The organism is Vibrio sp. CUB2, assembly GCF_001557945.1.
Classification (GTDB): Bacteria; Pseudomonadota; Gammaproteobacteria; order Enterobacterales; family Vibrionaceae; genus Vibrio; species Vibrio owensii.
In genome coordinates this window covers 1-26,577 of the sequence record NZ_LNRB01000030.1, presented here as the reverse complement: position 1 = coordinate 26,577, position 26,577 = coordinate 1, and the positions used below count along the sequence as shown (strand labels likewise).

Below are 26,577 nucleotides of genomic sequence, written 5' to 3'. Positions count from 1 at the left end.
ACCCTCGCAATTTAGCAGTAGGTTGTCAAAAGCTCTACGGCTCCAACAAGAAGTGGAAAAAGCGGTATGGCTATCACAAGCGCTCACTATCAGAGACAGCAATGTACCGAGTAAAACAGCTGCTAGGTGGGAAATTAAGCCTAAGAAATTACAATGCTCAGGTTGGCGAGACTTACGCAATGATCAAAGCGCTGAACAAGCTTACAGGACTTGGTATGCCTGAAACTCAGTATATTGCTTAAGAACTGAACAACTTTAGGCTGCCATGTCTTCCCACCGAATTAAGCAACAAAGCCTATTTATGGCGTTAAACCACACGGAAGGATTGTAGAATCGACTTACGGTGGTAAAATGTCGCCACTTTTATCCTTGATATTACAACGAGAGCCCTCTCGTTGCTCATTACCCCTAAGGAACTCTGATGACGGTTAAAACTCGTTTTGCTCCTAGCCCAACTGGCTACCTACACGTTGGTGGTGCGCGTACTGCACTTTACTCTTGGCTATACGCTAAAAACCAAGGTGGTGAATTCGTTCTACGTATCGAAGATACTGACCTTGAGCGTAACTCTCAGGAAGCGGTTGATGCGATCCTAGAAGGCATGGAATGGCTAGGTCTTGAGTGGAACGAAGGTCCTTACTTCCAAACTCAACGTTTTGATCGTTACAACGAGATGGTTGATAAGCTTCTAGAAGAAGACAAAGCATACAAATGTTACGCATCTAAAGAGCTGCTAGACGAAGTTCGTGCAGAGCAAGAAGCAAACAAAGAAATGCCTCGTTACGATGCGAACCATCCAAAGATCAAAGCGGCAAACGAAGCGGCAAAAGATGGCGATCCATGTGTTATCCGTTTCCGTAACCCGAAAGAAGGCAGCGTAGTATTTGATGACCAAATCCGTGGCCGTATCGAAATCAGCAACACACAAATGGATGATCTGATCATCCGTCGTACTGACGGTTCGCCAACGTACAACTTCTGTGTAGTGGTTGACGACTGGGATATGGGCATCACTCACGTAGTGCGCGGTGAAGACCACATCAACAACACGCCTCGTCAGATCAACATCTACGAAGCACTAGGTGCGCCAGTACCAACATTCGCACACTGTGCAATGATCCTAGGTGATGACGGTGCGAAACTGTCTAAGCGTCACGGCGCTGTATCAGTAATGCAATACCGTGATATGGGTTACCTACCTGCAGCACTAAACAACTACCTAGTGCGTCTTGGTTGGTCTCATGGTGATCAAGAAATCTTCACTCAAGAAGAGATGATCAACCTATTTAGCCTAAACGCAGTATCTAAATCAGCGTCAGCATTCAACACTGACAAACTGCAATGGTTGAACAACCACTATATCAAGAACTCAGATCCAGCGTACGTTGCACAGCACCTACAATGGCACCTAGATCAACAAAAACTAGACGTAACAAACGGCCCAGCTATCATTGAAGTGATCAAGCTAGTGGGTGAGCGTTGCAACACGCTAGTTGAGCTAGCTGAGCAAATCCGTTACTTCTACGAAGACTTTGCTGAGTTTGAAGCGGGCGCGGCGAAGAAACACCTACGCGGCGTTGCTAAAGAGCCTCTAGAGCTTGCTCTAGCGAAAGCAGAAGCACTGACTGAGTGGACGACAGCGAACATCAAAGATGGCGTTATCGCAGCAGTATGTGAAGAGCTAGAAATTGGCATGGGCAAAATCGGTATGCCACTGCGCGTAGCAGTAACAGGTGGCGGTCAGTCTCCTTCTGTAGACGCAGTAATGGAACTGATTGGCAAAGAGCGCTGTGTTGCTCGCATTAAGATGGCACTTGAGTTCATCGCTGAGCGTGAAGCAAATGCATAATTGCCTGAATAAATAGTCAAAAGCCGCGATAAACTTCGCGGCTTTTTTGTATCTTCTGCTAGGAAAACGGCCTAATTTCACCAAGGTCGGTTGTCCTTTGTGTCTCTTTTATCATCAAGTTGCTCAAAAATTGATAAGTTTTACTTATCCAAATATAACCTTTGCAAATGCGTATTTGCTTGTTTCATACGAAATATCTCTCTGAATTAAAAACACAATCCATAAAGTTCCCCATTTATCGTCTCATTAATGAGAAGTTAATTTGCTTTACCTATTCTTTTTCGAAATGTCGAGCAAACGTTTGCGTCATTGTCGCAGCTCGCTTTAGAGTGCTCTAGATCACATTAAGTCATGCTTTTCGATGACACTAAATTGACAGTTTTGGGATTTGTCTCGGGATTTCTTGGAGTTATAGTGCTCGCCGTCAGTGAGGGAGCGATATGCACCACTGACCAGGAGGCATACCCAAGTGACTTTTATGCAAACAGTCGGAAGTTACTTCGGTATCAAACTCAAAGGAACTGAATAAAAGAATTGAAATACAACGTCAGTCAGGCGGCGCATTTCGTTACGAACAAGAGAACTTCTTTTAGAGGAATCAATAATGAAAAAACTAGCAGCGGTAATTTCAGCTTCTTTACTTATGGCTTCAGCAGCACACGCAGAAGTATACGTGGGCGGTAAGATGGGTAAGTCTTGGATGGAAGACGCTTGTGTAGCTGGTCAAGCTTGTGACAAAGATGGCTCTACTCTAGGTGCTTTTGTTGGTTACGAAATGAATGACTACTTCTCAGTAGAAGCTGGTTTCGACAACCTAGGTGACTTCGACCAAACTTCTTTCGGTGGTCACGTAGAAGCAATCACTCTTGCTCCTAAGTTCAGCCTACCAATCACAGAAGACATCGCACTTTACGGTAAAGTGGGTGGTGCTTACCTAATGATGAACGACGGTAAAGATGACTACTCTTACCTAGGTGCAGCTGGTCTTGAATTCAACATCAGCGAAAACGTAACAGCACGTGCGGAATACCAAACAATCACTGACATCAGCAACGATTCAGTGAAAGCAATGGGCAACTCTGCAACTCTAGGCGTTGCATTCAAATTCGGCGGTAACGACGAAGTTGTTGTAGAAGAAGAGCCAGTAGTTGAAGAAGTGGTTGTAGAAGAAGTTGCTCCAGTAGTAGTAACTAAGACTTTCGAAACTCAAACAATCGGTACTGGTAGCTTCGCGCTAAACAGCACTACTCTTAAACCAGAGAGCGCTGCGAAACTAGACGATCTAGTAGCATTCCTAAACGAGTACCCACAAGCGAACGTTGACGTAATTGGTTACACAGATACTTCAGGCCCAGCGGCTTACAACCAAAAAGTTTCTGAGAAGCGTGCTGAATCTGTAGCTAACGCTCTTGTAGAAAAAGGCATCGACGCAGATCGCATTCACGCTCGTGGCGAAGGTGAAAACAACCCAATCGCTTCAAACGAGACTCGTGAAGGCCGTGAACAAAACCGTCGCGTAGAAGTTGTTGTTCCTGAGTTCGAATACCAAGTTCAGCAATAAGCTCCTATCTGACCGTTAGAAGCCTTAAGCGCTGAATGCCCCAAAGAGTTCGCTCTTTGGGGCTTTTTTACATCTGAATTTAGATGTTTCAAAAAAGAATCAACACTGATGCTATTTACAGTTTTGTATTTTATTACTTTAATTATCTATGAGTTTTGCTTACCCTTTTAGCTATTAATAGAGTTATTAGTTAGCACTATGTCTAAGAGCAATTTAATTACAAATACTGGACACCGCTTCATTTCAAAAGGCAAGACAGCCTTTAAGATTCATATCCACACACCGGAAGATACTGTTTTGCATCGTTCCGTCGGATTCGTGCGCATTGGAGAAAAGAGAGGTCTAAAGAAGGCCATCAAACTGCGTAATGAGCTCGGGCGTGAGATGTGGGGGAAGTTTTGGCGGAGACTATTGAAAGACCCGTACTTAATGACGCGGTTGCCACACAGTGTGGAGCCTAAGATAGTCCACAAACCAAATCCGACGCTGGATGATCCAGACAACCGTGACACTTGTTATATTGCAAAGTGGCGTGAGTTTAATGACGCCGGCGAATACAAGTACAAAACGGTGGTGCGGTCCATCAACAAGTACGGCAAGCTTGCGGCTTATATGCAAACCAAAAAAGCCTTGCTTGATGCACACAAAGATAACCTCGAAATCTTGACCTTTATGGGGCGTCTCAACAGCATCGACCTCAAATAGCGATGCGGTTAGCTTCTCTTGTTTTCCTTTCTCTGATCAAAAGACATAAAAAAGCCTTAGCTTAAATAAACTAAGCTAAGGCTATGAATGGCGCCCCCAGTAGGATTCGAACCTACGACCTGTCCCTTAGGAGGGGGAGCACTTCCATGACCAAACAAGAAGCAATGCAACGTTTGGAGGTTGCGGTTCAGGCCGCTTTAATTAGCGCTTATATCTGGAAGCGCATCAACGGTTAGGAGCTAAAACCACGAAAATAGATTTGAAACAGCCGTCGACGAAGAAAGGTCTTGTTCTCATTAGTGCAGGTGTCGCATTAGCAGAGGGGCATCCTGAACTATTAACCGTAAGCGCTAAACCAGAGAAGGTGTGCAAATGGGTGGTTTGATTGCTTTGGCAGCTCCGAACTTACTTGGTCTATGAGAGATAATTCGAAATGAATGAGTTTAATTAATGGCTGAGTACCAGACGGTTATTGTAGCTGCGGTGAGTACTTTATTCTATGGGGACGTAGGCGTTACGTTAAAAACTGATGTGAAGTGGCTGCGCCTAATGATGGAAAAGATGGATGAGCGTTTGACCCGTTTAAAAAGTAAAAGCCCTCAATCGTGAGGGCTTTTACTTTTTAAGACGAGAAGAACTCAAGTAGTTCTTCTTTCTTAATAAACTCTGAAGGCTGGTAGATGTTAGCGTTGCGTTTCAGCTCTTTTTGTAGCTTTGATGAGAGCACTCCTGCTACTTTTTTTCCATATCTAAAGCGTTTTTTGTTTGATTTATATTGAGCTTGAAGTCTGCGTACTCTCTTAGCGTTCCCGTCTTTTGTGAATTTCCCTGTTTTGTATGACTCTTCAATGAGTCGATCTACAGAGTCCTCCTCAGAGTCTGTTGTCGCTTCTGCAATTAACTCTTCGATTTTTTCAATTCCTAGAACAGGCCAGAGGCTGTTTATATGGTGAGGGCATAAATACTCCGACTCAACATCAACACCATCAGGAACATAGAATTGCATTTGATTTTTAGTTACTTTGGCTTTTATGTTGGAAATAGCATGGTCTTCTAGGTAATCTCGGTCACGATGAATTAGAATATTAACTTCTGGCATTTTGTCTCTGATGTATTTGCCAATGGTGATCGCCGCGCCAACTTGCCCCGCACCGAGGTAAGAAACAAACTCAGTTTTTTCAACATTACAGCCGTTAGTTGCCATTAAGACTTTTAAACTTTGGATGTCAGTATCTTCTGTAAGAATAACGTGCTCGATATCTGGTTTTATAGCTGCGATGTCTTCTTTTAACTTTGCTATCTCTTTCTGTTGTTCATAGATTTCACTTAAATATGGCGTGATTAGAGGTAGTAACCCCATAGTACTATGGATCTCTTCTGTATCATCATGCGTGACCTTTTTTACTGAAGTACATTCATCGGAACCTTGAGATATGAAAAATGTTGTCACACCGTCTTCATCTGTTTTGTCAAGAGCGTAAAATGCCGGGGAGTGAGTTGTAAGGAATATTTGAATATCTTTAGAGTATGTTCTGAACTCCTCAGCTAAATCAAATGCATACTTTAGCTCAAGGTTATTCTCTGGCTCTTCAAACCCCCATATTGTATCGGGCTTTACATATCCGTTTCGGGAGATATTTTTCTCTCGATCTGACATGTATTTCAGGATTATTGGGATGTGCCTAATTTTAATGCCATCCCCTCTCTGTTTTAAATGGTAGGTGTTACCATTAAGCTTTACACCAAAATCCAAGTTAGAGAATAGCTGACGGAAATCAGAAGGAACCTGAATCGTGTTTTCAATACCTATTTGGCTATTTAAATCACGTGTTATGTCAGAAGTTATCTCTTGAATTCCTGTGATAAAATCTTCTCCCTGAGAATTCAGGATATCTTCATGGGCTTCGTTTAGTACATCGTGGAGTTCTCCCATAAGGCTTGAGAAATAGTCTTGCCCTTTAACAGCAGGGATATAGCGATATCTGATTTTATCCAACCATTTATAGACATTATCCTTTTGGGATAGATCTTTTCCAGTTTCAACATACTTCCGCTGTTCAACTACAGAGCCATCTTGCTTCCACTTTTTGGTCCATTGTAGTGGCTTAGCATGTTTGAATCTGTGCTTGGGTGGATCAATGAAAAGGTCAATCCTTACCTCGTGTCGAGTTCCTTTGCCTTTGTTAGAGTGAAAACAGTAGTCCTCATTAAATCGAAATTTTGAACCTAAATCTGTTTGATCATTGAAGAACAAATTTAATGCTCTGAGTACATTAGACTTACCTTGATCGTTTTGACCGACAAAGATATTTAAATCACTTACATTAAGCTGCTTTGTAACAGATTTTAGAGAGCGGAACTTTCTAATTTGTATAGATTTGATGATTTCCATTACTACCTGATATAACTAACAATAAGAAACTGGTCTACTATCATACAATTGTCATAATAAAACCGCATCAGAATATTCATGTGTAGAACTATTATTCTTAAGTTTCTGAACTATAGTACTTTTTGATTCGTCAGCTATTTTGTGTTTGAGATGTTGTTTTTAGAGGTAAAGTTGAGTATCAACCTGCCACAAAATGTTCAAGTTCCTATGCCCAGTTACTGAGTTACTTCTTCAATTTAATGGCCTTTGTCAGACAAACGATTTGCTCGCTCATTTAATAGAACAATGCTCATTCTTTGTCATACTAGCTACGCTTTCGATTGTGAAACATAAAATAGTAATCGATTGGTGTGGGCATTTTGTGGGCGTATATAAAAAAGCCTTAGCTTAAATAAACTAAGCTAAGGCGATGAGTGGCGCCCCCAGTAGGATTCGAACCTACGACCTGTCCCTTAGGAGGGGACTGCGCTATCCAGCTGTGCCATGGGGGCGTAATCAAATAAGATGCGTTGCCTATGATATTCAAAAGTAGGCATATCGCAAAGCTTTATACGCGTTGCTAAAGCATCTTGTTCATTACGTCGCCAATTTGCACACTAGAGGCAAGGTTTGGCTGTTCAATAGTCAGCTCCGCTTCGTGTTCGTAAACACGAGTTACTCTTAGGGTAATATCGCTCTGAGAGACCTTATTACGCGGTAAGCCGTTTTGGTCGATGAAAGACGCTGTGTGCCACAATTGCAGCTGGTCACCCTCTTGTACGCCGTGCATACGGCCAAGATCCATGGTTACAGTATTGCCAAATACAGCAACGACCTCTGGCAGCGTAATTTTACAAGACAGCTCTGATTCCAAATCCAACATAATGTTGCGGCTAACGCGCAGCATCATCTCACCGTAAGTTGATGCCCAGAAACGAGCACTGCGAGTATCGACTTGGCTGGTTTTAGCAAATGGCCACTTCGCCACTTCGCGGTAGTTCTTGTGGTAAACCTCGTGGCCTGTTTTTCCGTCGAAGACTTTCATCTCCATCGCAAACTGGCGGTTGATAACGTCGTCTTTAAGCAGCTTGGCATCGATCGTAGCGGTCAAGTCGGTAATGACGCCGCCGATGATGTATTGCGCGCCGTTGTCTTGTGCGATCATCTTAGTGCGCTCTGGGTAATTAGCACTGATGGAGTAATCGGTAGTACCAACAGACACAAAACTGCGTGAGGTTTGATCAAGCTGACGATTGACCACGTGGCTAAAGTCATCACCAACATTGTAGATTTGGCCCATGACGGCTTGTTGAGGAGAAGCGACGTCGATGTTACCGACTAAGATCGTCTTCTTGTATTGATCCACGTGGCAACCCGTTGCCGATGGATAAATGTCCACTCGGATCCTCATTTCCACCTTGCCGCTGCGTTTACGCTCTGATTCGACCAGGATGTAACGTACTTCATGGTTGGTGAATTGGTACTCTTTGCGGCTTTCTTCCAGCAATGGCATCAAGTTACTGATGCTGCCAATGTCTGCGCCCGAAAAGTTGACAGCCTTGAAGAGCGCGTCTTCCAACGCATGCAGCCTTGCCGCTTCTTCAGAAGAAACGATGGTGGCAACGCCTGTCACTTCATACCAAGATGCAGCCGCACGAAATGGCGTCATCAATATAAAAGTGATTGATATTAGGCTAAAAAATAATTTTTTCATTGTTAGTAACCGTTCGGGTATAAATATTGCTTTACCAATTTCAGTGAAGTTTGGTGGGCTTTTCTTTCGTTCGACAAATAGAAGAAAAGCAAAGACTGTTCCAAGATTACGTTTTATTGAAATGAAGTCGAAAAAGAGCAGTAACACCTAAGATTATCTGGAGAATCAAACCATGAAAAGATGGCTTGTTGCCGCATCGATGATGACGCTTTTAACATCGTGCGCGTACTCACCAATTTACAATGGTAAAGAACCGTATTCTGGCAGCCAATTCATGCTGATGGACAGTCCACGTCATACGATGGACTATTTCATTGAGAGCATGACGGAAGAGCTGATGGTTTCGAACGTTGCAGTATCGTCGCGTACACCGATTGCGATTACTTCTTTTGTCGATCTGCAAAACATGGATGCAACCAACTGGCTTGGTAACTCGGTATCGGAAGGGTTTATTCACCAATTCCAACGCCGTGGCTTTAAAGTCGTGGATTTCAAAACCACAGGTTCAATCCAAGTGACTCAGCAAGGCGATTTCGCACTGAGCCGTGATTGGCAAGATCTGGCACAAGAGCAAGAGATCCAGTACGTGCTGACAGGCACTATGCTTCGCCAAGAAGGTGGTGTGTTAGTGAATGCTCGTGTTGTAGGCATGCAGAGCCGCATCGTAGTTGCAACGGCGCAAGGTTTCTTACCTGCGGATCGTATTGGTCGTGATTTGGATACGCTGAACAGCATCCGCACCCAAGATGGCGTGCTTATTCGTTCTGACCCTACTATTCGTCAGCCATACACTGTGATTCTCCGCCCGTAGGAAACTAGCATGAAGAAGTTATTATTTATTATCGCAACATTGGTGCTGGTGGGATGTCAGCCTCTACAGCAGATGCGCCAAGATGAGATTTTGTTGGCGGTGGGTTATGCAAGCGTAAGTGAGCAAACTGGCCGTACTGTCGAAGAGAAACGTGTTCGTGCAATGCGTGCGTCTAAGATTGATGCCTACCGTGAACTTGCTGAGCAAGTGTATGGTATGCGAGTGAGTGGGCGTGCAGAGCTTGCTGATCAACGTCTAGGCATTGAAAGCACATCGGGCGCGGTCGATGGCGTTATTCGAGGTGCAGAAGTCGTGCGCAGTTACTTGGTAGAAGACAGCTATGTGACAGAGTTGCGCTTGGATATCCGTAAGATGGATAAACTGCGTGACTACGGTGAAGTACAACAGGTGCCTGAGAAGCGTCAGCAGACCTTGTTCTAATACAACTTCACAAACAGATAATCTATTTGAGCGACGGGTTGGCAACAATCGGTCGCTTTTTTATACGTGTGAGCTTTATACGTATGAGCTTTGTACGCGAGAGTTTTATGAACGTTAGGTTTGGGTTACGTTTTGGCTGTGTTTTGGGGAAGAGAGTCACTGGCTAAAAGACAACGTCAATAGGGCTGTTGTGGGATGCTCTCAAAGAGTTAGGCTTTAATGTTAGTGCCTAGAGTAGAAATGGTGTGCGTTTTGCCGCCGGCATTGTAGGTCATGCCGACCTTACCGTGGGTACGCTGAAGCATGTTGTTAAGTTTATTGAAACTGGATTGAGCACGATTGAGCGATTCACCGTTCATTTGGTTTACTTGCTGACAATCGAGAATGATAGATTGGATCTGTGCGACAACCTGACTTAGGTTTGCATCTTCGGTAAGTTGATTGACGTGCGGGTGAGAGGCGATTCGCTGGTCAGTTGTTCTTAATTGACCAATGAGTGTCATCTTTTCTTTGGCAAGTTTCTCGATCTCAGTAGACACACGTGCGCTGATCGCCTGTGTTTCTTGACGTAACACACCAGAAAGTGCTTTTGCATTTTCTAGCTGGAAGTTAACAAGATCGACTAATGCTGCCATGAATTCTTACCTTGGGCCTAAGTCAGTTAGCTTTTGCCTTGCAATTCGTTTTCAAACTTGATCATGTTGTCCGCCAGTTTCTCTGGGTCAACTTTGTATGAACCGTTTGCAATTGCTTCTTTGATTGCCGCCACTTTTGCGCTGTCATAAGCCGGAGAAGCTGCCATATCCTTCTGGAGTTTGCTGACTGCTTTACCTTGTTGGCTTAGTGATACCGCGTCTTGTTGTGCTGGCGCTTTTTTTGATTCCGTTGTGCTGGTTGCACTAGAATCCGTTCGTGCAGGTGCGCGACTTGTCGTCGTCATCATCTGACCTGAACGTATATTATCTATTCCTGCCATGTTTCAACCTTAAACTCGTATCGTAATACTGGTATCCAGACTATCGACCAAGGGCAAAATAACTTTAGTGATTTTTTGCATTTTTATTGATCGATTTGCCGTACACCAACCAACCCTAGAAGGTGATGGTGATTTCCGCAATGCCTGTCACAATTCCTTCTATTATACGTTGGGACTTATCATTTTTCACTCTTACTTGATCTCCAGCGGATCCATCCTGTAATGCCGTGCCCTGCGTGGTGATCGTCATACCCGATTTTACGGCTTTGATCGTGACTTTCTCATTGCGGCATACCACGCAGACATCATTGCGTTCTACAACATCGCCAAGACGAACGTTACGTTTTAGCTTTGAACCGATCACTTGATCCATATTGCTAAAACCATCTTTACGAAAACGCTGTAATTCGATCATTGAAGTCGTCACATCAGAAGCACTGATGATCTCACCACGGCCGAGTTGACGTGTTGAAACGATCATCGGAACCGATGCTGAGATCCTCACAGGAACATAAACCTTCCAGTCATCGACGGGGCATTCAACCAATACGTTGATGTTACTGCGTGTGCTACTGGTTGAAGATGCAGATGTATCAAGGGGCTCTGGGCAATCGGTGGCTTTGATACGTGGATCAATATTTGCCGCATTGACAGACAAATTTCCTCCCGCTGGTTGCTCTACCGTGCTAAGAATGTGCTGCTCGGCGGCGGTTCGGATTTGCTCGATCTGACTTTCCGTTGCTGAATGAACAAAAAAGCTAAACATACTGAGCAAAATGCCGATAGACTTAGCGTACTTTGTAAATAACGCTCTACATATTGTCATAGTAAATGGTGTTGAATTCATATTATGATACGCCATACTGTTTCTCTGGTATTATGCCTGCCAGTCGTAGAGTATCATTTAAAAACAAAAAGTTTGAGATGGAGATGAGCATATGACGGGGATTCTTGACTCGGTGAATCAGCGTACGCAACTCGTCGGCCAAAACCGATTGGAACTACTCACTTTTCGGTTGATGGGACGACAGCGCTACGGCATTAACGTATTCAAAGTAAAAGAAGTACTACAGTGCCCTAAGCTGACTTCGATGCCAAACCTACACCCGCTAGTGAAAGGTGTCGCTCATATCCGTGGCCATACCGTGTCAGTGATTGACTTAAGTTTGGCAATCGGTGGCCGTCCAACGACAGATATCGATAAATGTTTTGTTGTGATTGCTGAATTCAACCGTACTATCCAAGCGTTTTTGGTGTCTTCGGTTGAGCGCATTATTAACATGCACTGGGAAGCGATTTTGCCGCCGCCTGATGGTGCTGGTAAAGCGCACTACCTAACAGCGGTAACAAACATCGACAACGAGCTAGTGGAAATTCTGGACGTTGAGAAAATCTTGGCAGAGATTGCACCAGTAGACGAAACCATGGATTCAAGCATCGGCGAAGAGATCGCAGTTGCTGAACAAGAGAAGCCAATCGTGCGTCGCGTATTGATCGCAGATGACTCGACGGTAGCGCGTAAACAGGTTGAGCGTGCAATTACTTCAATCGGTTTTGAAGTTGTCTCTGTGAAAGATGGTAAAGAAGCGTACAATAAGCTGCTTGAAATGGCACAAGAAGGTAGCATCTACGATCAGATTTCTTTGGTCATTTCAGATATCGAAATGCCAGAGATGGATGGCTACACACTAACGGCCGAAATTCGCCGAAATGCAGATTTGAAGAACCTTTATGTTATCCTGCACTCCTCATTGAGTGGCGTCTTCAACCAAGCGATGGTTGAGCGCGTAGGTGCAAACACCTTCATTGCGAAATTTAACCCAGATGAATTGGGTAACGCGGTTAAATCTGCATTAACACAATAAAAGAGACATTAATGACTGCTATTACAATCAGTGATCAAGAGTATCGTGACTTTAGCCGTTTTCTAGAATCACAATGTGGCATCGTATTAGGTGACAGTAAACAATACCTAGTGCGCAGCCGACTGAGCCCGCTTGTGACAAAGTTCAAGCTGGCGTCGCTGTCGGATTTGCTACGTGATGTCGTGACAGGCCGCAATCGTGAACTACGCATTGCCGCTGTTGATGCGATGACGACTAACGAAACATTGTGGTTCCGAGATACTTATCCGTTCACGGTATTAGCTGACAAACTGTTGCCGGAGATGGCGGCAAACAAGCGACCAATCAAAATTTGGTCGGCTGCGAGCTCTTCAGGCCAAGAACCTTACTCAATGGCAATGACTATTCTGGAAACGCAGCAGCGTAAGCCAGGTTTATTGCCAAGCGTGTCGATCACCGCGACGGATATTTCAGCAAGTATGTTGGATATGTGCCGTGCGGGTGTTTACGATAATCTTGCTTTGGGTCGTGGTCTTTCACCTGAGCGTCGTCGCACCTTCTTTGAAGATGCAGGCGATGGCCGCATGAAAGTGAAAGACAACGTAAAACGCCTAGTGAACTTCCGTCCACAAAACTTGATGGAGAGCTACGCGTTAATGGGTAAGTTCGACATCATTTTCTGTCGTAACGTACTGATTTACTTCTCACCAGAGATGAAATCGAAAGTACTGAACCAAATGGCAAACAGCCTAAACCCGGGCGGTTACCTACTGCTGGGTGCGTCAGAATCACTGACGGGTTTGACAGACAAGTTTGAGATGGTGCGCTGCAACCCAGGTATTATTTACAAGTTAAAGTAGCGACAAGCTAAAATAGCGGACTCTTTTAACCACTTCAAAAGCCTGACCTTTGTGTCAGGCTTTTCTTTTTTCTCCCACTTTTCTCGTTTCATTCTTGCTTCCTTTTTTCCCTCTCTGCTGTAAAAGCCAGCGTCATTTTTGCCTATGGGCAGGCATCGGGTGTATATTTTTTAGTGAGCTGAGCTGATTACTTGGCTCGATATGACATTTCATCAATCACTTTGGCTTGCTTATTGCAATCCATTACCTCGATAACTGAAGCGGCAAAACGGCATGTTCTATTTTTGGCACGCTAATTGCTTTTTAGTTATTAATAACGGTCAGTTCTTAATGTAGAGGCAAACATGGCTATATCTTTTGACAACGCACTAGGCATCCACCAATACACGGTGGGCGTACGTGAGCGCAACGCGGAGGTGATTTCCACCAACATCGCGCAAGCGAACACGCCTGGCTACAAATCAAGAGGTTTAGATTTTGCTAAGGAATTGCAGGCGGCAACATCTGGGGCAAGCATTGGTCTGAGCCGCACAGATGGTCGGCACATTCCTGCCACTACGACGTTGGTCGGGGACAAACTATATCGTCTTCCTACGCAACCAGATACGGGCGATGGCAACACGGTAGATTTGGATTTAGAGCGTAACTTGTTTATGCAAAACCAAATCAGACACCAAGCATCACTCGACTTTCTAGGCAGCAAATTCAAGAACTTAACCAAAGCAATCAAAGGGGAATAATTTAGATGAGCTTATTTAACGTTTTCAATGTGACAGGTTCCGCAATGAGCGCTGAATCCGTTCGTCTGAATACTACCTCAAGCAACTTGGCGAACGCCGACAGTGTCAGCAGCTCTGCGAAAGACACTTACAAAGCGCGTCATGCTGTATTTGGTGCTGAGTTAAGTAACGCCATGCGTGGCGGTGATACGGTGCCAGTGAAAGTGATGGGTATTGTAGAAAGCGATAAACCGCTGAATGCGGAGTACAACCCAGACCATCCCCTTGCAAACGACGAAGGCTACATCTACAAGCCTAACGTGAATGTAATGGAAGAAATGGCAAACATGATTTCGGCTTCTCGCGCATACCAAACCAATGTGCAAGTGGCGGATTCTAGTAAACAAATGCTGCTGCGTACGCTGCAGATGGGTCAATAAGGATAAGGAGGTAGCGTATGGCCGGAATTAACAACGTTGGTCAAAGCGGCTTGTCCTATATCGACCAGCTTAAGAGCCTACAAGAGAACAAGAAGACTGAAGAGAGCACAGGTAAGCAGGACCTGAAACAGGAAGACTTCCTATCTTTGCTCACGAAGCAATTGTCTCAACAGGACCCTTTTAAGCCGGTAGGTAATGACCAGATGATTGCGCAAATGGCGTCATTTGCGACCGTAGATGGCATCGGCAAGATGAACTCTCAGTTCGAGAGTTTGAACTCGTCAATGACATCAAACCAAGCGTTACAAGCTTCCTCTTTGGTTGGTCGTGACGTGTTGGTCCCAGGCGCGGCGGGTGTAAAGCAAGACAATGCAACAATGGCGGCAATGGTTAAGCTTGCACAACCTCTCGACAATCTGTTTGTTCGAGTGGAAAACGAAGCGGGCCAATTGGTGCGTACTTTTGAGGTAGGTGCGAAACCAGCCGGCGACACTCGTGTGCTTTGGGACGGTAATGATGAAAACGGAAATCCAATGCCTGCTGGCAAATACAATGTGAAAGCGTCTGGCTTGGTAGATGGGGAGTCGCAAGAGTTCCCAGTGTCTACTTACGCGAACGTGAACAGTGTATTGCTAGGTAAGGGCGACGGAAACGTATTACTCAATCTGGCAGGTTTTGAATCGCCAGTTCGACTTGCAGAAGTATTGGAAGTCGGCAAAGCGTAATTCAATAGCGCGTCAGGTTAGGAGATTTTGGAATGTCATATGTATCTTTAAGCGGTTTGTCCTCCGCTCAACTGGATTTGAACACCACCAGTAACAACATTGCGAACGCCAACACGTACGGCTTTAAAGAGTCTCGTGCGGAATTCAGCGATGTGTACTCAAACTCTTTGTTCACTAACGCAAAAACCACTCCGGGTGGCGGTGCGCAAGCGAACCAAGTGGCGCAACAGTTCCACGAAGGTTCAAGCATTTACACCAACAACCCAATGGATTTGCGTGTGTCGGGTACAGGTTTCTTCGCAGTAGCGAAAGATCGCCTTATCCCACAGCAAAATGAAATGACACGTAACGGTGCGTTCCATTTGAACAAAGAAAACTACATGGTAACGGCGAACGATGAGTTCCTACTTGGTTACCAAGTAAACCCAGAATCTGGTGAGTTTTCATCTTACGAGCCACAACCAATCAATATTCCTGCAGAATTTGGTAAGCCAAAGCAAACTGCGAACATTGAAGTGGGTGTGAACTTACCGGCTAATGGTGATTTGAAAGATCCGACTCAGTTTGATTTCTCAGATCCAGATACATACAACCGTTCGACTTCTTCAACGATTTATGACTCGATGGGTCAGTCTTACAAGCTAACGACTTACTACTTGAAAGACCAAACTCAGCCGAACACGTGGCAAACTTACTACACAGTGACAGACAAAGGCGGTGAGAAGCCATTGAACGTTGCTAACGGTGATGCTGCAACGCCAACGGGTCACGTTGGTCACACGATGAAGTTCAACAACGATGGTACATTGGCAAGCCTAAACAACGGTCAGCCAATCACATCGGTAGCGTTGGGCGATCCTGCGACAAACACTAACCCAGTGGATTTAAACGGTGCGGATCCTGCGCAAACACTTAACTTTGGTTTAGGCTCAGCGACTCAGTTTGCTGCACCATTTGAACTGACTAAGTTCGATGAAGATGGCGCGACAACGGGTTTCCTGACTAAAGTAGACTTTGATGAAAACGGCAGCGTATTGGGTACTTACTCAAACGGTGAAAACGTAACATTGGGTCGTGTGGCGCTAGTACGTGTTCCAAACGAGCAAGGTCTGGATAAGAAAGGCGGCACTCAATGGGATTCAACTCAGTTCTCTGGTGACAAGATCTGGGGTGAATCAAACAAAGGCTCTTTCGGTACTATCAACAACGGTATGCTAGAGCAATCAAACATTGATATGACTCAGGAGCTGGTGGATCTGATCTCTGCTCAGCGTAACTTCCAAGCGAACTCACGTGCGCTAGAAGTACACAACCAGCTACAACAAAATATCCTGCAGATTCGTTAGAGCGCTCGTTAGATAGCTTTATCATCTGCTTAATCAAACGCTGCGTGCACTTGCCGTATCGTTTGATGACATCATGACATTCATCTGGTGCTCAACCTGAAAATACCTCAGTTCAGGTTGGGCATGCTTTGATCTCTGGCTTGCCGCTGTTGCCGCTAGGCGGATCAAAACATTGCCTCTCTCTTGGCTGATTCATCCTGAATTGCCATCTGAAAACTCTCAATTTATATTCAAGCTTTTGATTAATAACATTATTTTAATGTTGGCATAACTATTGCTTTTACTCCCTTGTACAGAGAACTTTTGGAGTAATTTATGGATCGCGCACTGTTTCTCGCAATGAGCGGCGCCAAGCAAAATATGCAGGCCCTGCAATTGCGTGCCAACAACCTGGCAAACGTGAGTACAACTGGCTTCCGCGCTGACTTAGCACAAGCTCGCTCTATGCAAGCTTATGGTGAAGGTTTGCCTTCACGTGTATTCAGTATGACAGAACGTCCAGGACACAACTTTGCGCAAGGCAGTGTGATCACAACTGGTCGTGACCTCGATATTACGGTAGAAGGCAACGGCTGGATTTCTGTTATGGACCAAACTGGCAAAGAAGGTTTGACGCGTAACGGTAACCTAAAAGTGGATCAAAACGGCTTATTAACGAATGCAAGTGGTCATGTGGTGTTGGGCGAAAACGATGCGCCAATCACCTTGCCAATCCCAGTCTCCAAAATCGAAATCGGTCGTGACGGCACCATCTCTGTACTGCCTCAAGGTGCGCCGGCTGAAGAATTAGAAGTGGTTGATCGTATCAAGCTTGTACGCACAGACGATCAAAACTTGTTTAAAGATACCAATGGCTTATTTCGCCATAAAACTCCAAACCAGCCTTACGAAGCAGACGGCTCTATCAGCATCCAAACTGGTGCTATTGAAGGTAGTAACGTGAATGCCGTAGGTGAAATGACCGCTCTGATTGACCTTCAACGTCAGTTTGAAATGCAGGTCAAAATGATGAGCACCGCTGAAGAGATGGATAAGTCTTCAGATTCATTGCTTCGTATGAGTTAACTGAGTTAGAGGTTCACAATGCATCCAGCACTATGGGTAAGTAAAACAGGTCTAGACGCCCAACAGACCAACATCGCAACGATTTCGAACAACTTGGCGAACGCTTCAACCGTAGGTTACAAAAAGAGCCGTGCGGTATTTGAAGATTTGTTCTACCAAAACATCAACCAGCCAGGCGGCCAATCTTCTCAGAACACGGAACTGCCAAGTGGTTTGATGCTGGGTGCCGGCTCTAAAGTGGTTGCGACGCAAAAAGTGCACACGCACGGTAACGCGCAAACCACCACTAACGCACTCGATATGATGGTGGAAGGCGATGGCTTCTTCCAAGTGACTTTGCCAGACGGCAACATCGGTTACACCCGTAACGGTCAGTTCACGCTAGATGGTGAAGGTACGTTAGTGACTTCTGGCTCTGGCTACCCAGTAGAGCCGGAGATTGTGATTCCTGAAGATGCAATTTCTATCACGGTTGGTACAGACGGTGAAGTCTCTGTGCGTATTCGTGGTGAGCAAAACAACGTTGTAGTTGGTCAGCTAACCATTACTGATTTTGTAAACCCTGGTGGTCTTGAACCGATCGGTCAGAACCTTTACTTGCCAACTGGCGCAAGCGGTGACCCACAAGAAGGTGTCCCTGGTCTTGATGGTTTAGGTGAAATTCGTCAATCCATGCTGGAAGCATCTAACGTGAACGTAACAGAAGAGCTGGTCAACATGATCGAAGCTCAACGCGTGTACGAAATGAACTCAAAAGTAATCTCATCGGTCGACAAGATGATGAGCTTCGTTAACCAGCAGTTGTAATCACTAAGATCGGGATTTAGGGAGCCAATGATGAAACGTATTTGTCTACTTGCACTTATCACAACCATGTCTGGTTGTGCGATGCTAGAGCCGATTGAAACCGACGAAGTCAGCCAAGCGACAACGGTGGTGGATGCGGTTGAAGGCGATAAGTCGAAAGAAGAGAGCAGCGGCATCATTGATACTTTGCGCGGCAGAACCGATCCGGTGGCAGGCGATCCGGCATGGGCACCGATTCACCCTAAACAAAAACCAGAGCACTATGCGGCAGCAACGGGCTCTTTGTTTAGCACCGAGCACATTACCGACCTATACGACGATTCTAAACCACGTGGCATCGGCGACATCATTACCGTAACACTCGACGAAACGACTCGTGCGACTAAGAGTGCCAACGCCGATCTATCAAAAACCAACGATGCGAAGATGGAACCTCTGTCTGTCGGTGGTCAAGAGCTGCAAATTGGCGGCAAATACAACTTCTCGTACGATCTGAACAACACCAACACCTTTGCCGGCGACTCTTCGGCTAAGCAAAGCAACAGCATCAGCGGTTACATCACGGTAGAGGTGATTGAGGTGCTGGCAAACGGCAACCTAGTGATCCGCGGTGAGAAGTGGATGACGCTGAATACGGGTGATGAGTACATTCGTCTAAGTGGCACAATTCGCCCTGATGACATCAATTTCGACAATACTATTGCGTCAAATCGCGTATCTAACGCAAGAATCCAATACTCTGGCACAGGCTCACCACAAGATATGCAAGAGCCAGGTTTCTTGGCACGATTCTTTAATGTAGCCCTGTAAGACGTCGAAATGACGGCAAATTGACTGCAAGAGATTGAGTAAGCATGAAAAGAATCCTATTAGCACTGTTGAGCGTTGCGCTATTTGCAACCACAGCCCAAGCCGCACGTATCAAAGACGTGGCGCAAGTGGCTGGTGTGCGTAGCAACCAACTTGTGGGTTATGGCTTGGTTTCAGGCTTACCGGGTACGGGTGAATCAAACCCGTTTACAGAACAAAGCTTCGCGGCAATGCTGCAAAACTTCGGCATTCAAATGCCGCCGGGTACCAAACCAAAAATTAAGAACGTTGCCGCGGTTATGGTGACGGCAACTTTGCCGCCATTTTCAAAACCGGGTCAGCAAGTAGACGTTACGGTCTCTTCGATCGGCAGTGCAAAAAGCTTGCGTGGTGGCACCTTGCTACAAACCTTCCTAAAAGGTCTAGACGGCCAAGTGTACGCTGTCGCACAAGGTAACTTAGTCGTGAGTGGTTTCAGTGCAGAAGGTGCTGATGGTTCTAAAATCGTGGGCAACAACCCAACGGTTGGTCTTATTTCAAGCGGTGCAACCGTAGAGCGTGAAATTCCAAACCCATTCGGACGTGGTGACTACATCACATTCAACCTGCTTGATTCTGACTTTACCACTGCGCAACGTATGGCGGATGCGGTGAATAATTTCCTTGGTCCTCAAATGGCCAGTGCGGTTGACGCGACGTCTGTTCGTGTCCGTGCTCCACGTGATGTGAGCCAACGTGTTGCCTTCTTATCGGCAATCGAAAACCTAGAGTTCGACCCTGCAGATGGCGCGGCGAAAATCATTGTGAACTCTCGTACTGGTACCATTGTGGTCGGCAAACATGTTCGCCTGAAACCTGCGGCAGTGACGCACGGTGGTATGACGGTAGCAATCAAAGAAAACCTCAATGTGAGTCAACCAAACGGTTTCTCTGGTGGCCAAACTGTGGTTGTGCCGGACTCTGATATCGAAGTGAATGAAGAGAAAGGCAAGATGTTCAAGTTCGAACCGGGTTTGACACTAGATGACCTAGTCCGTGCAGTGAATGAAGTCGGTGCAGCTCCGTCGGATTTGATGGCGATTCTGCAAGCATTGAAACAAGCTGGTGCCATTGAAGGCCAGCTGATCATCATCTAATCGATTAGGAGAGAAACCATGGTTAACAATCCTAACGATATCGGCTTTATTCATGACATCAGTTCCCTTGATACCCTTCGTCAGAAAGCGGTGAAAGAGGGCAAAGATGGTGAGCGTGAAGCATTGCAAGCGGCCGCTCGCCAGTTTGAATCGATCTTTACTTCGATGATGTTGAAGTCGATGCGCGAAGCGAACGAAGGCTTTGAGTCAAACTTAATGAACAGCCAAAACGAAAAGTTCTACCGTCAAATGCTGGATGAGCAAATGGCGAGTAACTTGAGTGCATCGGGTTCGATGGGCTTGGCTGACATGATTGTTAAGCAGTTGACGGTTGGGCAAGGCGACGACAAGGCTGAAACAGCTATGCGCGATGCAGCAAACAATGCTGTGGAATACCGTCGTGTGGATCCGAAGAAAGCACGTGAAATCGAGCAGCGCTTGATTGAATCAGGTCAGCTATCGCGACCGGGTTCAGAACCATCACGTTTTGATTCGCCAGAGTCTTTTGTTAATTCAATGAAGCCATACGCAGACCGTGCAGCAAAAGCCTTGGGTGTTGAACCTTCACTACTATTGGCTCAAGCCGCGCTAGAAACTGGTTGGGGGCAAAAAGTCGTTAAGAACGCACGTGGCAGCAGCAACAACCTGTTTAACATTAAAGCTGACCGTAGTTGGCAGGGTGATAAAGTGACGACTCAAACGCTAGAGTTCCACGACAATACACCTGTGAAAGAGACGGCGGCATTCCGTTCTTACTCCAATTACCAAGATAGTTTTAACGACTACGTTCGCTTCTTGAATGAGAACCCGCGCTACGAGACTGCTCTTCAGCAAGGTGGTGATTCTGAATCCTTCATTCGTGGAATTCACAGCGCAGGGTACGCAACTGACCCAAGCTACGCAGACAAAGTGCTGCAGGTAAAACAAAAAATCGAGAGTATGTAATTCAATCCGATTACCGATGCTTGATAGACATTTTGAGAAGGCTTGCCACAGTGCAAGCCTTTCTTTTTTCGTGCTTTCTCTTTCTTTCCTAAACTGGCACACCTTTTGCTAATTGCTAACTAGGTGATCGGTCAATACCGATTTTATTTCGTTTTTGGGGGCATGTATGGCGTCAGATTTGTTGAATGTAGGTACACAAAGTGTGCTTACCGCTCAGCGACAGTTGAATACGACTGGTCATAACATTTCTAATGCGAATACAGAGGGTTACAGTCGTCAGTCTGTTATCCAAGGCACCAACGATCCGCGTCAATTTGGTGGGTCAACTTACGGCATGGGCGTGCATGTGGAAAATGTTCGCCGCTCTTGGGATGAGTTTGCCGTTAAAGAGCTAAACCTTTCCACCACGAATTACGCCAGTAAGCTTGATAACGAGAAGAACCTCGATCTGCTCTCAAGCATGTTGTCCTCGGTGGCATCGAAAAAAATCCCAGAAAACATGAACGAATGGTTTGATGCGGTAAAAACCATGGCGGATACCCCAAATGACATGGGGGCGCGCAAAGTCGTGTTGGAAAAAGCCAAGTTACTCAGCGATACCCTAAACGAATTTCATGAAACTGTGCGTCAGCAATCCGATGTGGCCAATAAATCACTGGATATGGGCATTGAACGCGTGAACCAACTTGCTGTTGAGATCCGCGATGTTCATCGATTGATGATGCGTACTCCTGGTCCTCATAACGACTTGATGGACCAACATGAAAAACTGATCAAAGAACTTTCTGAATACACCAAGGTGACGGTAACGCCACGTAAAAATTCGGAAGGTTTTAATGTCCATATCGGGAATGGACACACCCTTGTTTCGGGAACAGAAGCCAGCCAATTGAAGATGATTGATGGCTCACCAGATGTTCATCAACGTCGCCTCGCTATGGTTGAAGGTGGTGGCATTAAAGCCATCAAATCAGACGATATAGACGGCAAAATTGCCGCGTTACTTAAGATGCGTGACGAGCACATTCCACAAGTGATGGATGAGCTTGGCCGCTTAGCGACGGCGTTTTCTAGTGAAGTAAACCATCTGCAATCGCAAGGCTTGGATCACTACGGTAATGTGGGTGACCCATTGTTTACCGATGTGAACTCAGAACGACTAGCAAAATCTCGTGTCGTTGCAGGCCCTCAATCGACGGCTGATATGGCGGTTTACATCAATGATATCAGCGCGCTGAAAGGTGGCGAATACTCATTACGCTACGATGGCGACAGCTACGCCGTGACTAAGCCAAATGGTGAAACCGTTAAGCTTAATACTGATGCTGGTAATGCGCTCTACATCGACGGAATGCGGGTTGAAGTGCGTAATGAGCCTAAAGTCGGTGAGCATGTGTTGCTTCGTCCTACCCGTAGTAGCGCAGCGCAAATGAAAGTTGAAACCACTGATCCAAAAGCGATTGCAGCGCAAAGTTATGAGGCGTCGACGACGTTTGCTCAAGGTAATGCCAAATTTGAGATTGTTGATGCGGGTGACTTACGTGAATTTGAAGTGGTTGTTTCTCCAACTGGAGACCAATTTGCGGTAACCGATACCAAAGGCAACGTAATCATGGCGCCCCAGCCATATCCACCGACCGGACCGGTTTCGGTCAGTTTACCGAGCAATCATCCCGCTTATAAAAACGGCGGGGCGACAGTATTTGAGTTAAGTGCGGGCGCATTAGCGAACGATAAATTTACCGCGAACCTAGTGCCATCTGAAGGTGACAACGGCAACTTGCGCAAGATGCAAAACATTCAAACCGACAAGAAGATGAACGGCAATGAATCGACGATCATGAGCTTGTACTTCAACTTGAACACCGATGTGGGTTTGAAAACGTCGACCGCAAGTCGACTCGCCGATGTTGCTCAGTTAGAGAGTGAGGCGGCACAAGAGCGCGTGGCATCGATATCGGGGGTAAACCTCGATGAAGAAGCGGCAAACATGATGAAGTTCCAACAGGCGTATATGGCCTCTTCTCGTGTGATGCAGGCAGCAAATGACACCTTCAACACCATCTTGCAGTTGCGATAAAGGAGGCCTTAGATGTTAACGCGAATTTCTAGCTTCCATAACTACCAGTCAGTGCAGAACGACCTGCGCCGACAGGAAAACAAAGTTCACCATAATCAGGAGCAGCTTGCTTCTGGTAAACAGTTGACCAAGCCGAGTGATGATCCACTTGCGACGCACTATATTCAGAGTATTGGTCAACAAGAAGAGCAGTTAAAACAATACCTTGATGCCATTGTTCTGGTTCGTAACCGACTAGAAAACCAAGAAGTGGTGATTGCCAACGCTGAGCAATTTACTGATGAGTCGAAACGCATCTCGATGGAAATGATCAACGGTGCGTTTTCTCCGGAAGACCGTGCGGCGAAAAAGCGCGAACTGGAAGAGATTGCAAACAACTTCTTGGCGTTAGTGAATACGCAAGACGAATCGGGCAACTACGTGTTTGCTGGTACGAAGCCAAAATCGCAGCCTTTCTTTCGTGATTACGATGGCAGCGTGGTTTATACCGGTGACGATTACCAACGCAAGATGAAGATCGCCAGCAACATTGAGCTCGGCATCAACTATCCGGGTAATCATCTGTTTTCGGAGATCCCAAACCCGTTTGGTGATTTCGAGCCGCAATACGATTTACAAGAAGGTTCTGAGCTGTTGCTTGGTCAAGCAACGAGTGCGTCAGAAGATAACTCAAACTACAAAGTGACCTTTGTGGACATGAGTAACGGCAAGTTTGGTTACCAATTGGAAAAAGATGGCAGCATCGTACAAGTCGATGACTACTCGCCAATTGACGGCATCCAATACGAAGGCGTCAACATTCAGCTGAAAGGGCAGGTTTCCGCAGGGGATAGCATTACGCTAGAGCCGCGCCAAACCTTCAGTGTTTTTGATGCATTCAAAGAAACCATGCAGTGGTCGGAAAGCTCAGTATCTGACGCGTCGGCGACAGCAAAGCTGCATCAAATGACGGAAGAATTCCAAGCGGCGTTTGTTCACATGAACAAAGTCAGAACCGACTTGGGTGCTAAGTTGAGCACGCTCGATATTCAAGAGCAAAACCACGAAGATTTTAATTTGTCTCTGGCGAAAGCGAAGAGCAATTTTGAGGACTTGGATTACTCCAAGGCAGTGATTGAGTTCAGTGAGAACTCACGCGCGTTGCAAGCCTCACAACAGGCATTTGGTAAAACCAAAGACCTGACGTTGTTTAACTATATTTGATGCGCCTACCGTTTATGCGGTGAGCTCGGTATTTCAACCGTTCGATTTTAATGCCTTATGTGCCAAGCCTTAAGTGCGAGAAATCAACGAAAAATACCGAGTAATGCGAGCCAAGCGGCATGATTTGACCGAAAGCGGCAATCAGACCAACGGTAATCTAGGCGGCAATAAAGAAACAGCGATTCGGCAACACAACAAAATATGAGTAAGGCAAGGCTCGTGTCCCGTATGCCCTATAACTTGTTGTTTATTTGTTCATTATAAAAAGAACAAATAGTTTGAAACAAGTTGGCACACAAATTGTATTGATGTTGTCAGAACAGATTTACGAGATTCTAAACCCTGCCATAAGGCAGATTTAGCAAGTAATTTTTTACGGTCAGTGCTTATCCAAATGAGAGTAAAGCTGGCCGCTTCGCAAAAGCTTGCGAACTCAACAGGAGAGCAAAATGGCTGTAACAGTTAGTACTAACGTCTCCGCGATGACCGCGCAGCGTTATTTAAACAAGGCGAGCAACGAGCTAAACACCTCGATGGAACGTCTATCATCTGGTCACAAGATTAACAGTGCAAAAGACGATGCAGCAGGTCTGCAGATCTCCAACCGTCTAACCGCGCAGTCTCGTGGTCTTGATGTGGCAATGCGCAACGCGAACGACGGTATCTCTATTGCCCAAACGGCAGAAGGGGCGATGAACGAAGCGACGTCAGTCATGCAGCGTATGCGTGACTTGGCGATTCAATCTTCGAACGGTACTAACTCTCCAGCAGAGCGCCAAGCGATCAATGAAGAATCATCTGCGTTGACGGATGAACTAAACCGTATCGCAGAAACAACATCATTTGGTGGTCGTCGTCTATTGAACGGTTCGTTCGGTGAAGCGGCATTCCAAATCGGTTCAAGCTCTGGTGAAGCGATGATCATGGCGCTAACGAGCATCCGTGCGGATGACCAGCGTATGGGCGGTGTGACGTTCTTCTCTGAGAATGGCAAAGACAAAGATTGGGGCGTGGATCCAACTAAAGCGGATCTAAAAATCACGCTTCCAGGCATGGGTGAAGACGAAGACGGCAACCCTGACGATCTAGAAATCAACATCAACGCAAAAACAGGCGATGATATTGAAGAGTTGGCAACGTACATCAACGGCCAATCTGATATGATCAATGCATCGGTAAGTGAAGACGGCAAACTACAAGTGTTTGTTGCGCACCCGAACGTTCAAGGCGAGATTTCAATCTCTGGTGGTCTAGCATCGGATCTAGGTCTAAGTGATGAAGCGGTACGTACATCAGTGCAAGATATCGATATGACAACCGTGCAAGGTTCTCAGAACGCGATTTCTGTACTGGATTCAGCGCTTAAGTATGTTGATTCACAACGTGCTGACCTTGGTGCGAAACAGAACCGTCTAAGCCACAGCATCAATAACTTGGCAAACATCCAAGAAAACGTTGATGCATCGAACAGCCGAATTAAAGATACGGACTTTGCGAAAGAAACGACGCAAATGACCAAAGCTCAAATTTTGCAACAAGCAGGTACTTCGATTCTTGCTCAAGCGAAACAGTTGCCAAACTCTGCGATGTCACTATTGCAGTAGTTTACCTAGCCTGTATTCAATACATTCAGACGTGGATGGGAATGCAGGCTTATGGCAAGCAACTTTATAATAGAATGTGCGGCTCTCTCATCTCTCACCTGCCAATCATTTTCAATGTAAAGTTGCACCCGGTGTGCCGGTTATGTGTTCATTTCTCTTGATCTCCACATAGGCTCTGGCTACCAACCTAGCCCCAGTTCTCTCAAAGGAAAAGGGGCTTTTTCTTTTCTATCTCCCAGATAAAACATTCCTTTCTTTCATCTAACTCACTGCTTTCTAGATATTTCTGGTTGTTCTTTGCTCAATTTAGAGCGCTCGGCTTAAGCTGCAGAAACTTGAGGCTTTTTTTCTACTTTTCTCTCATTTTTCTAGCCAAATCTCACAAATTCACTTTTTTTGATTTTTTTCTAAAGCTTCTGAAATCCGAGTCGTTAATAGAAGTAACTTTGAGAGAACTACTTGGTTTTCCGAGACGTCGGAAACCGCTACATCGGAAAATCAATTGGAGAAATCACCATGGCAGTGAATGTAAACACAAACGTATCAGCGATGACCGCTCAGCGTT

At 45.7% G+C, this 26,577-nt stretch carries 25 protein-coding genes, 1 tRNA gene and 2 pseudogenes; 22 read left to right on the top strand and 6 right to left on the bottom strand.

The genetic code is table 11. The features are described 5' to 3' along the window. From ATB78_RS26670 to ATB78_RS29915, 6 genes and pseudogenes are all read left to right on the top strand, one after another. Nucleotides 1-242 (top strand): annotated as a pseudogene (locus ATB78_RS26670) (IS5/IS1182 family transposase); the annotation flags it as partial. Nucleotides 243-421: 179 nt separating this feature from the next. Next, a complete protein-coding gene (gene gltX / locus ATB78_RS26665; protein WP_061011037.1) occupies nucleotides 422-1,849 on the top strand; it encodes a glutamate--tRNA ligase in 1,428 nt (475 codons plus the stop codon). A gap of 604 nt (nucleotides 1,850-2,453) precedes the next feature. After that, nucleotides 2,454-3,410 carry an OmpA family protein gene (locus tag ATB78_RS26660; RefSeq protein ID WP_005438630.1) on the top strand — a complete coding sequence of 319 codons (957 nt, stop codon included), beginning with the start codon at nucleotides 2,454-2,456 and terminating at the stop codon, nucleotides 3,408-3,410. Nucleotides 3,411-3,608: 198 nt separating this feature from the next. After that, nucleotides 3,609-4,115 carry a hypothetical protein gene (locus ATB78_RS26655; protein WP_027726697.1) on the top strand — a complete coding sequence of 169 codons (507 nt, stop codon included), beginning with the start codon at nucleotides 3,609-3,611 and terminating at the stop codon, nucleotides 4,113-4,115. 214 nt (nucleotides 4,116-4,329) lie between these two features. Then, nucleotides 4,330-4,535, top strand: a pseudogene (locus ATB78_RS30180) (hypothetical protein). A 30-nt stretch (nucleotides 4,536-4,565) separates the two neighbouring features. Beyond that, a complete protein-coding gene (locus ATB78_RS29915; RefSeq protein ID WP_179947024.1) occupies nucleotides 4,566-4,724 on the top strand; it encodes a hypothetical protein in 159 nt (52 codons plus the stop codon). Between the two features lie 13 nt (nucleotides 4,725-4,737). Here ATB78_RS29915 and ATB78_RS26650 read toward each other — a convergent pair whose 3' ends face one another. The 3 genes from ATB78_RS26650 to ATB78_RS26640 all read right to left on the bottom strand — a co-directional run bounded on the left by ATB78_RS26650 (nucleotide 4,738) and on the right by ATB78_RS26640 (nucleotide 8,200). Further along, the gene (locus tag ATB78_RS26650; protein ID WP_061011036.1) at nucleotides 4,738-6,507 is read right to left on the bottom strand and encodes an AAA family ATPase; all 1,770 of its coding nucleotides are present in this window, start codon (nucleotides 6,505-6,507) and stop codon (nucleotides 4,738-4,740) included. 414 nt (nucleotides 6,508-6,921) lie between these two features. After that, nucleotides 6,922-6,998: transfer RNA gene (locus ATB78_RS26645), tRNA-Arg, on the bottom strand. 68 nt (nucleotides 6,999-7,066) lie between these two features. Beyond that, nucleotides 7,067-8,200 (bottom strand): flagellar assembly protein FlgT, encoded by a 1,134-nt coding sequence (locus ATB78_RS26640; protein ID WP_061011035.1) that lies wholly within the window; start codon nucleotides 8,198-8,200, stop codon nucleotides 7,067-7,069. 172 nt (nucleotides 8,201-8,372) lie between these two features. Here ATB78_RS26640 and ATB78_RS26635 point away from each other — a divergent pair, with 172 nt between their 5' ends. Both ATB78_RS26635 and flgP read left to right on the top strand, forming a co-directional pair. Next, the gene (locus tag ATB78_RS26635) at nucleotides 8,373-9,011 is read left to right on the top strand and encodes a FlgO family outer membrane protein (RefSeq protein WP_005425606.1); all 639 of its coding nucleotides are present in this window, start codon (nucleotides 8,373-8,375) and stop codon (nucleotides 9,009-9,011) included. Between the two features lie 9 nt (nucleotides 9,012-9,020). Then, nucleotides 9,021-9,452, top strand: coding sequence for a flagellar assembly lipoprotein FlgP (flgP, locus tag ATB78_RS26630; RefSeq protein ID WP_005438638.1), 432 nt, complete (start codon nucleotides 9,021-9,023; stop codon nucleotides 9,450-9,452). A 209-nt stretch (nucleotides 9,453-9,661) separates the two neighbouring features. Here flgP and flgN read toward each other — a convergent pair whose 3' ends face one another. The 3 genes from flgN to flgA form a co-directional block, all read right to left on the bottom strand. Beyond that, nucleotides 9,662-10,087: a flagellar export chaperone FlgN gene (gene flgN / locus ATB78_RS26625; RefSeq protein WP_005438640.1), complete on the bottom strand. Its 426-nt coding sequence runs from the start codon at nucleotides 10,085-10,087 to the stop codon at nucleotides 9,662-9,664. Nucleotides 10,088-10,113: 26 nt separating this feature from the next. Continuing rightward, complete coding sequence (flgM, locus tag ATB78_RS26620; protein ID WP_005425628.1) at nucleotides 10,114-10,428, bottom strand: flagellar biosynthesis anti-sigma factor FlgM; 315 nt, start codon at nucleotides 10,426-10,428, stop codon at nucleotides 10,114-10,116. A gap of 115 nt (nucleotides 10,429-10,543) precedes the next feature. After that, nucleotides 10,544-11,290 (bottom strand): flagellar basal body P-ring formation chaperone FlgA, encoded by a 747-nt coding sequence (gene flgA / locus ATB78_RS26615; RefSeq protein WP_005438643.1) that lies wholly within the window; start codon nucleotides 11,288-11,290, stop codon nucleotides 10,544-10,546. Between the two features lie 76 nt (nucleotides 11,291-11,366). On the opposite strand from flgA, the gene ATB78_RS26610 reads away from it, so the two are divergent. The 14 genes from ATB78_RS26610 to ATB78_RS26545 all read left to right on the top strand — a co-directional run bounded on the left by ATB78_RS26610 (nucleotide 11,367) and on the right by ATB78_RS26545 (nucleotide 26,012). Further along, nucleotides 11,367-12,293, top strand: coding sequence for a chemotaxis protein CheV (locus tag ATB78_RS26610; RefSeq protein WP_005425637.1), 927 nt, complete (start codon nucleotides 11,367-11,369; stop codon nucleotides 12,291-12,293). A gap of 11 nt (nucleotides 12,294-12,304) precedes the next feature. After that, nucleotides 12,305-13,132, top strand: a complete 828-nt coding sequence (locus tag ATB78_RS26605) for a protein-glutamate O-methyltransferase (RefSeq protein ID WP_005438646.1) — start codon at nucleotides 12,305-12,307, stop codon at nucleotides 13,130-13,132. A gap of 344 nt (nucleotides 13,133-13,476) precedes the next feature. Then, nucleotides 13,477-13,872, top strand: coding sequence for a flagellar basal body rod protein FlgB (flgB, locus tag ATB78_RS26600; protein ID WP_005425594.1), 396 nt, complete (start codon nucleotides 13,477-13,479; stop codon nucleotides 13,870-13,872). Between the two features lie 5 nt (nucleotides 13,873-13,877). Beyond that, nucleotides 13,878-14,291 (top strand): flagellar basal body rod protein FlgC, encoded by a 414-nt coding sequence (gene flgC, locus ATB78_RS26595; protein ID WP_005425613.1) that lies wholly within the window; start codon nucleotides 13,878-13,880, stop codon nucleotides 14,289-14,291. 17 nt (nucleotides 14,292-14,308) lie between these two features. After that, a complete protein-coding gene (flgD, locus tag ATB78_RS26590) occupies nucleotides 14,309-15,016 on the top strand; it encodes a flagellar hook assembly protein FlgD (RefSeq protein WP_005425626.1) in 708 nt (235 codons plus the stop codon). Nucleotides 15,017-15,048: 32 nt separating this feature from the next. Beyond that, on the top strand, nucleotides 15,049-16,362 hold the full coding sequence (gene flgE / locus ATB78_RS26585) for a flagellar hook protein FlgE (protein WP_061011034.1): 1,314 nt from the start codon (nucleotides 15,049-15,051) through the stop codon (nucleotides 16,360-16,362). Nucleotides 16,363-16,677: 315 nt separating this feature from the next. Further along, on the top strand, nucleotides 16,678-17,427 hold the full coding sequence (locus ATB78_RS26580) for a flagellar basal body rod protein FlgF (RefSeq protein WP_038896397.1): 750 nt from the start codon (nucleotides 16,678-16,680) through the stop codon (nucleotides 17,425-17,427). 18 nt (nucleotides 17,428-17,445) lie between these two features. Then, the gene (gene flgG, locus ATB78_RS26575; protein ID WP_005425600.1) at nucleotides 17,446-18,234 is read left to right on the top strand and encodes a flagellar basal-body rod protein FlgG; all 789 of its coding nucleotides are present in this window, start codon (nucleotides 17,446-17,448) and stop codon (nucleotides 18,232-18,234) included. A 30-nt stretch (nucleotides 18,235-18,264) separates the two neighbouring features. Then, nucleotides 18,265-19,044: a flagellar basal body L-ring protein FlgH gene (flgH, locus tag ATB78_RS26570; protein WP_005425645.1), complete on the top strand. Its 780-nt coding sequence runs from the start codon at nucleotides 18,265-18,267 to the stop codon at nucleotides 19,042-19,044. A gap of 44 nt (nucleotides 19,045-19,088) precedes the next feature. After that, nucleotides 19,089-20,180 (top strand): flagellar basal body P-ring protein FlgI, encoded by a 1,092-nt coding sequence (locus tag ATB78_RS26565; RefSeq protein ID WP_005425633.1) that lies wholly within the window; start codon nucleotides 19,089-19,091, stop codon nucleotides 20,178-20,180. Nucleotides 20,181-20,198: 18 nt separating this feature from the next. Beyond that, nucleotides 20,199-21,125, top strand: a complete 927-nt coding sequence (gene flgJ / locus ATB78_RS26560) for a flagellar assembly peptidoglycan hydrolase FlgJ (protein ID WP_061011033.1) — start codon at nucleotides 20,199-20,201, stop codon at nucleotides 21,123-21,125. 166 nt (nucleotides 21,126-21,291) lie between these two features. After that, on the top strand, nucleotides 21,292-23,205 hold the full coding sequence (gene flgK / locus ATB78_RS26555) for a flagellar hook-associated protein FlgK (protein ID WP_061011032.1): 1,914 nt from the start codon (nucleotides 21,292-21,294) through the stop codon (nucleotides 23,203-23,205). A gap of 12 nt (nucleotides 23,206-23,217) precedes the next feature. Beyond that, nucleotides 23,218-24,408: a flagellar hook-associated protein FlgL gene (flgL, locus tag ATB78_RS26550; RefSeq protein WP_061011031.1), complete on the top strand. Its 1,191-nt coding sequence runs from the start codon at nucleotides 23,218-23,220 to the stop codon at nucleotides 24,406-24,408. Between the two features lie 449 nt (nucleotides 24,409-24,857). Then, nucleotides 24,858-26,012 (top strand): flagellin, encoded by a 1,155-nt coding sequence (locus tag ATB78_RS26545; protein WP_039986898.1) that lies wholly within the window; start codon nucleotides 24,858-24,860, stop codon nucleotides 26,010-26,012. Nucleotides 26,013-26,577: the final 565 nt, after the last annotated feature.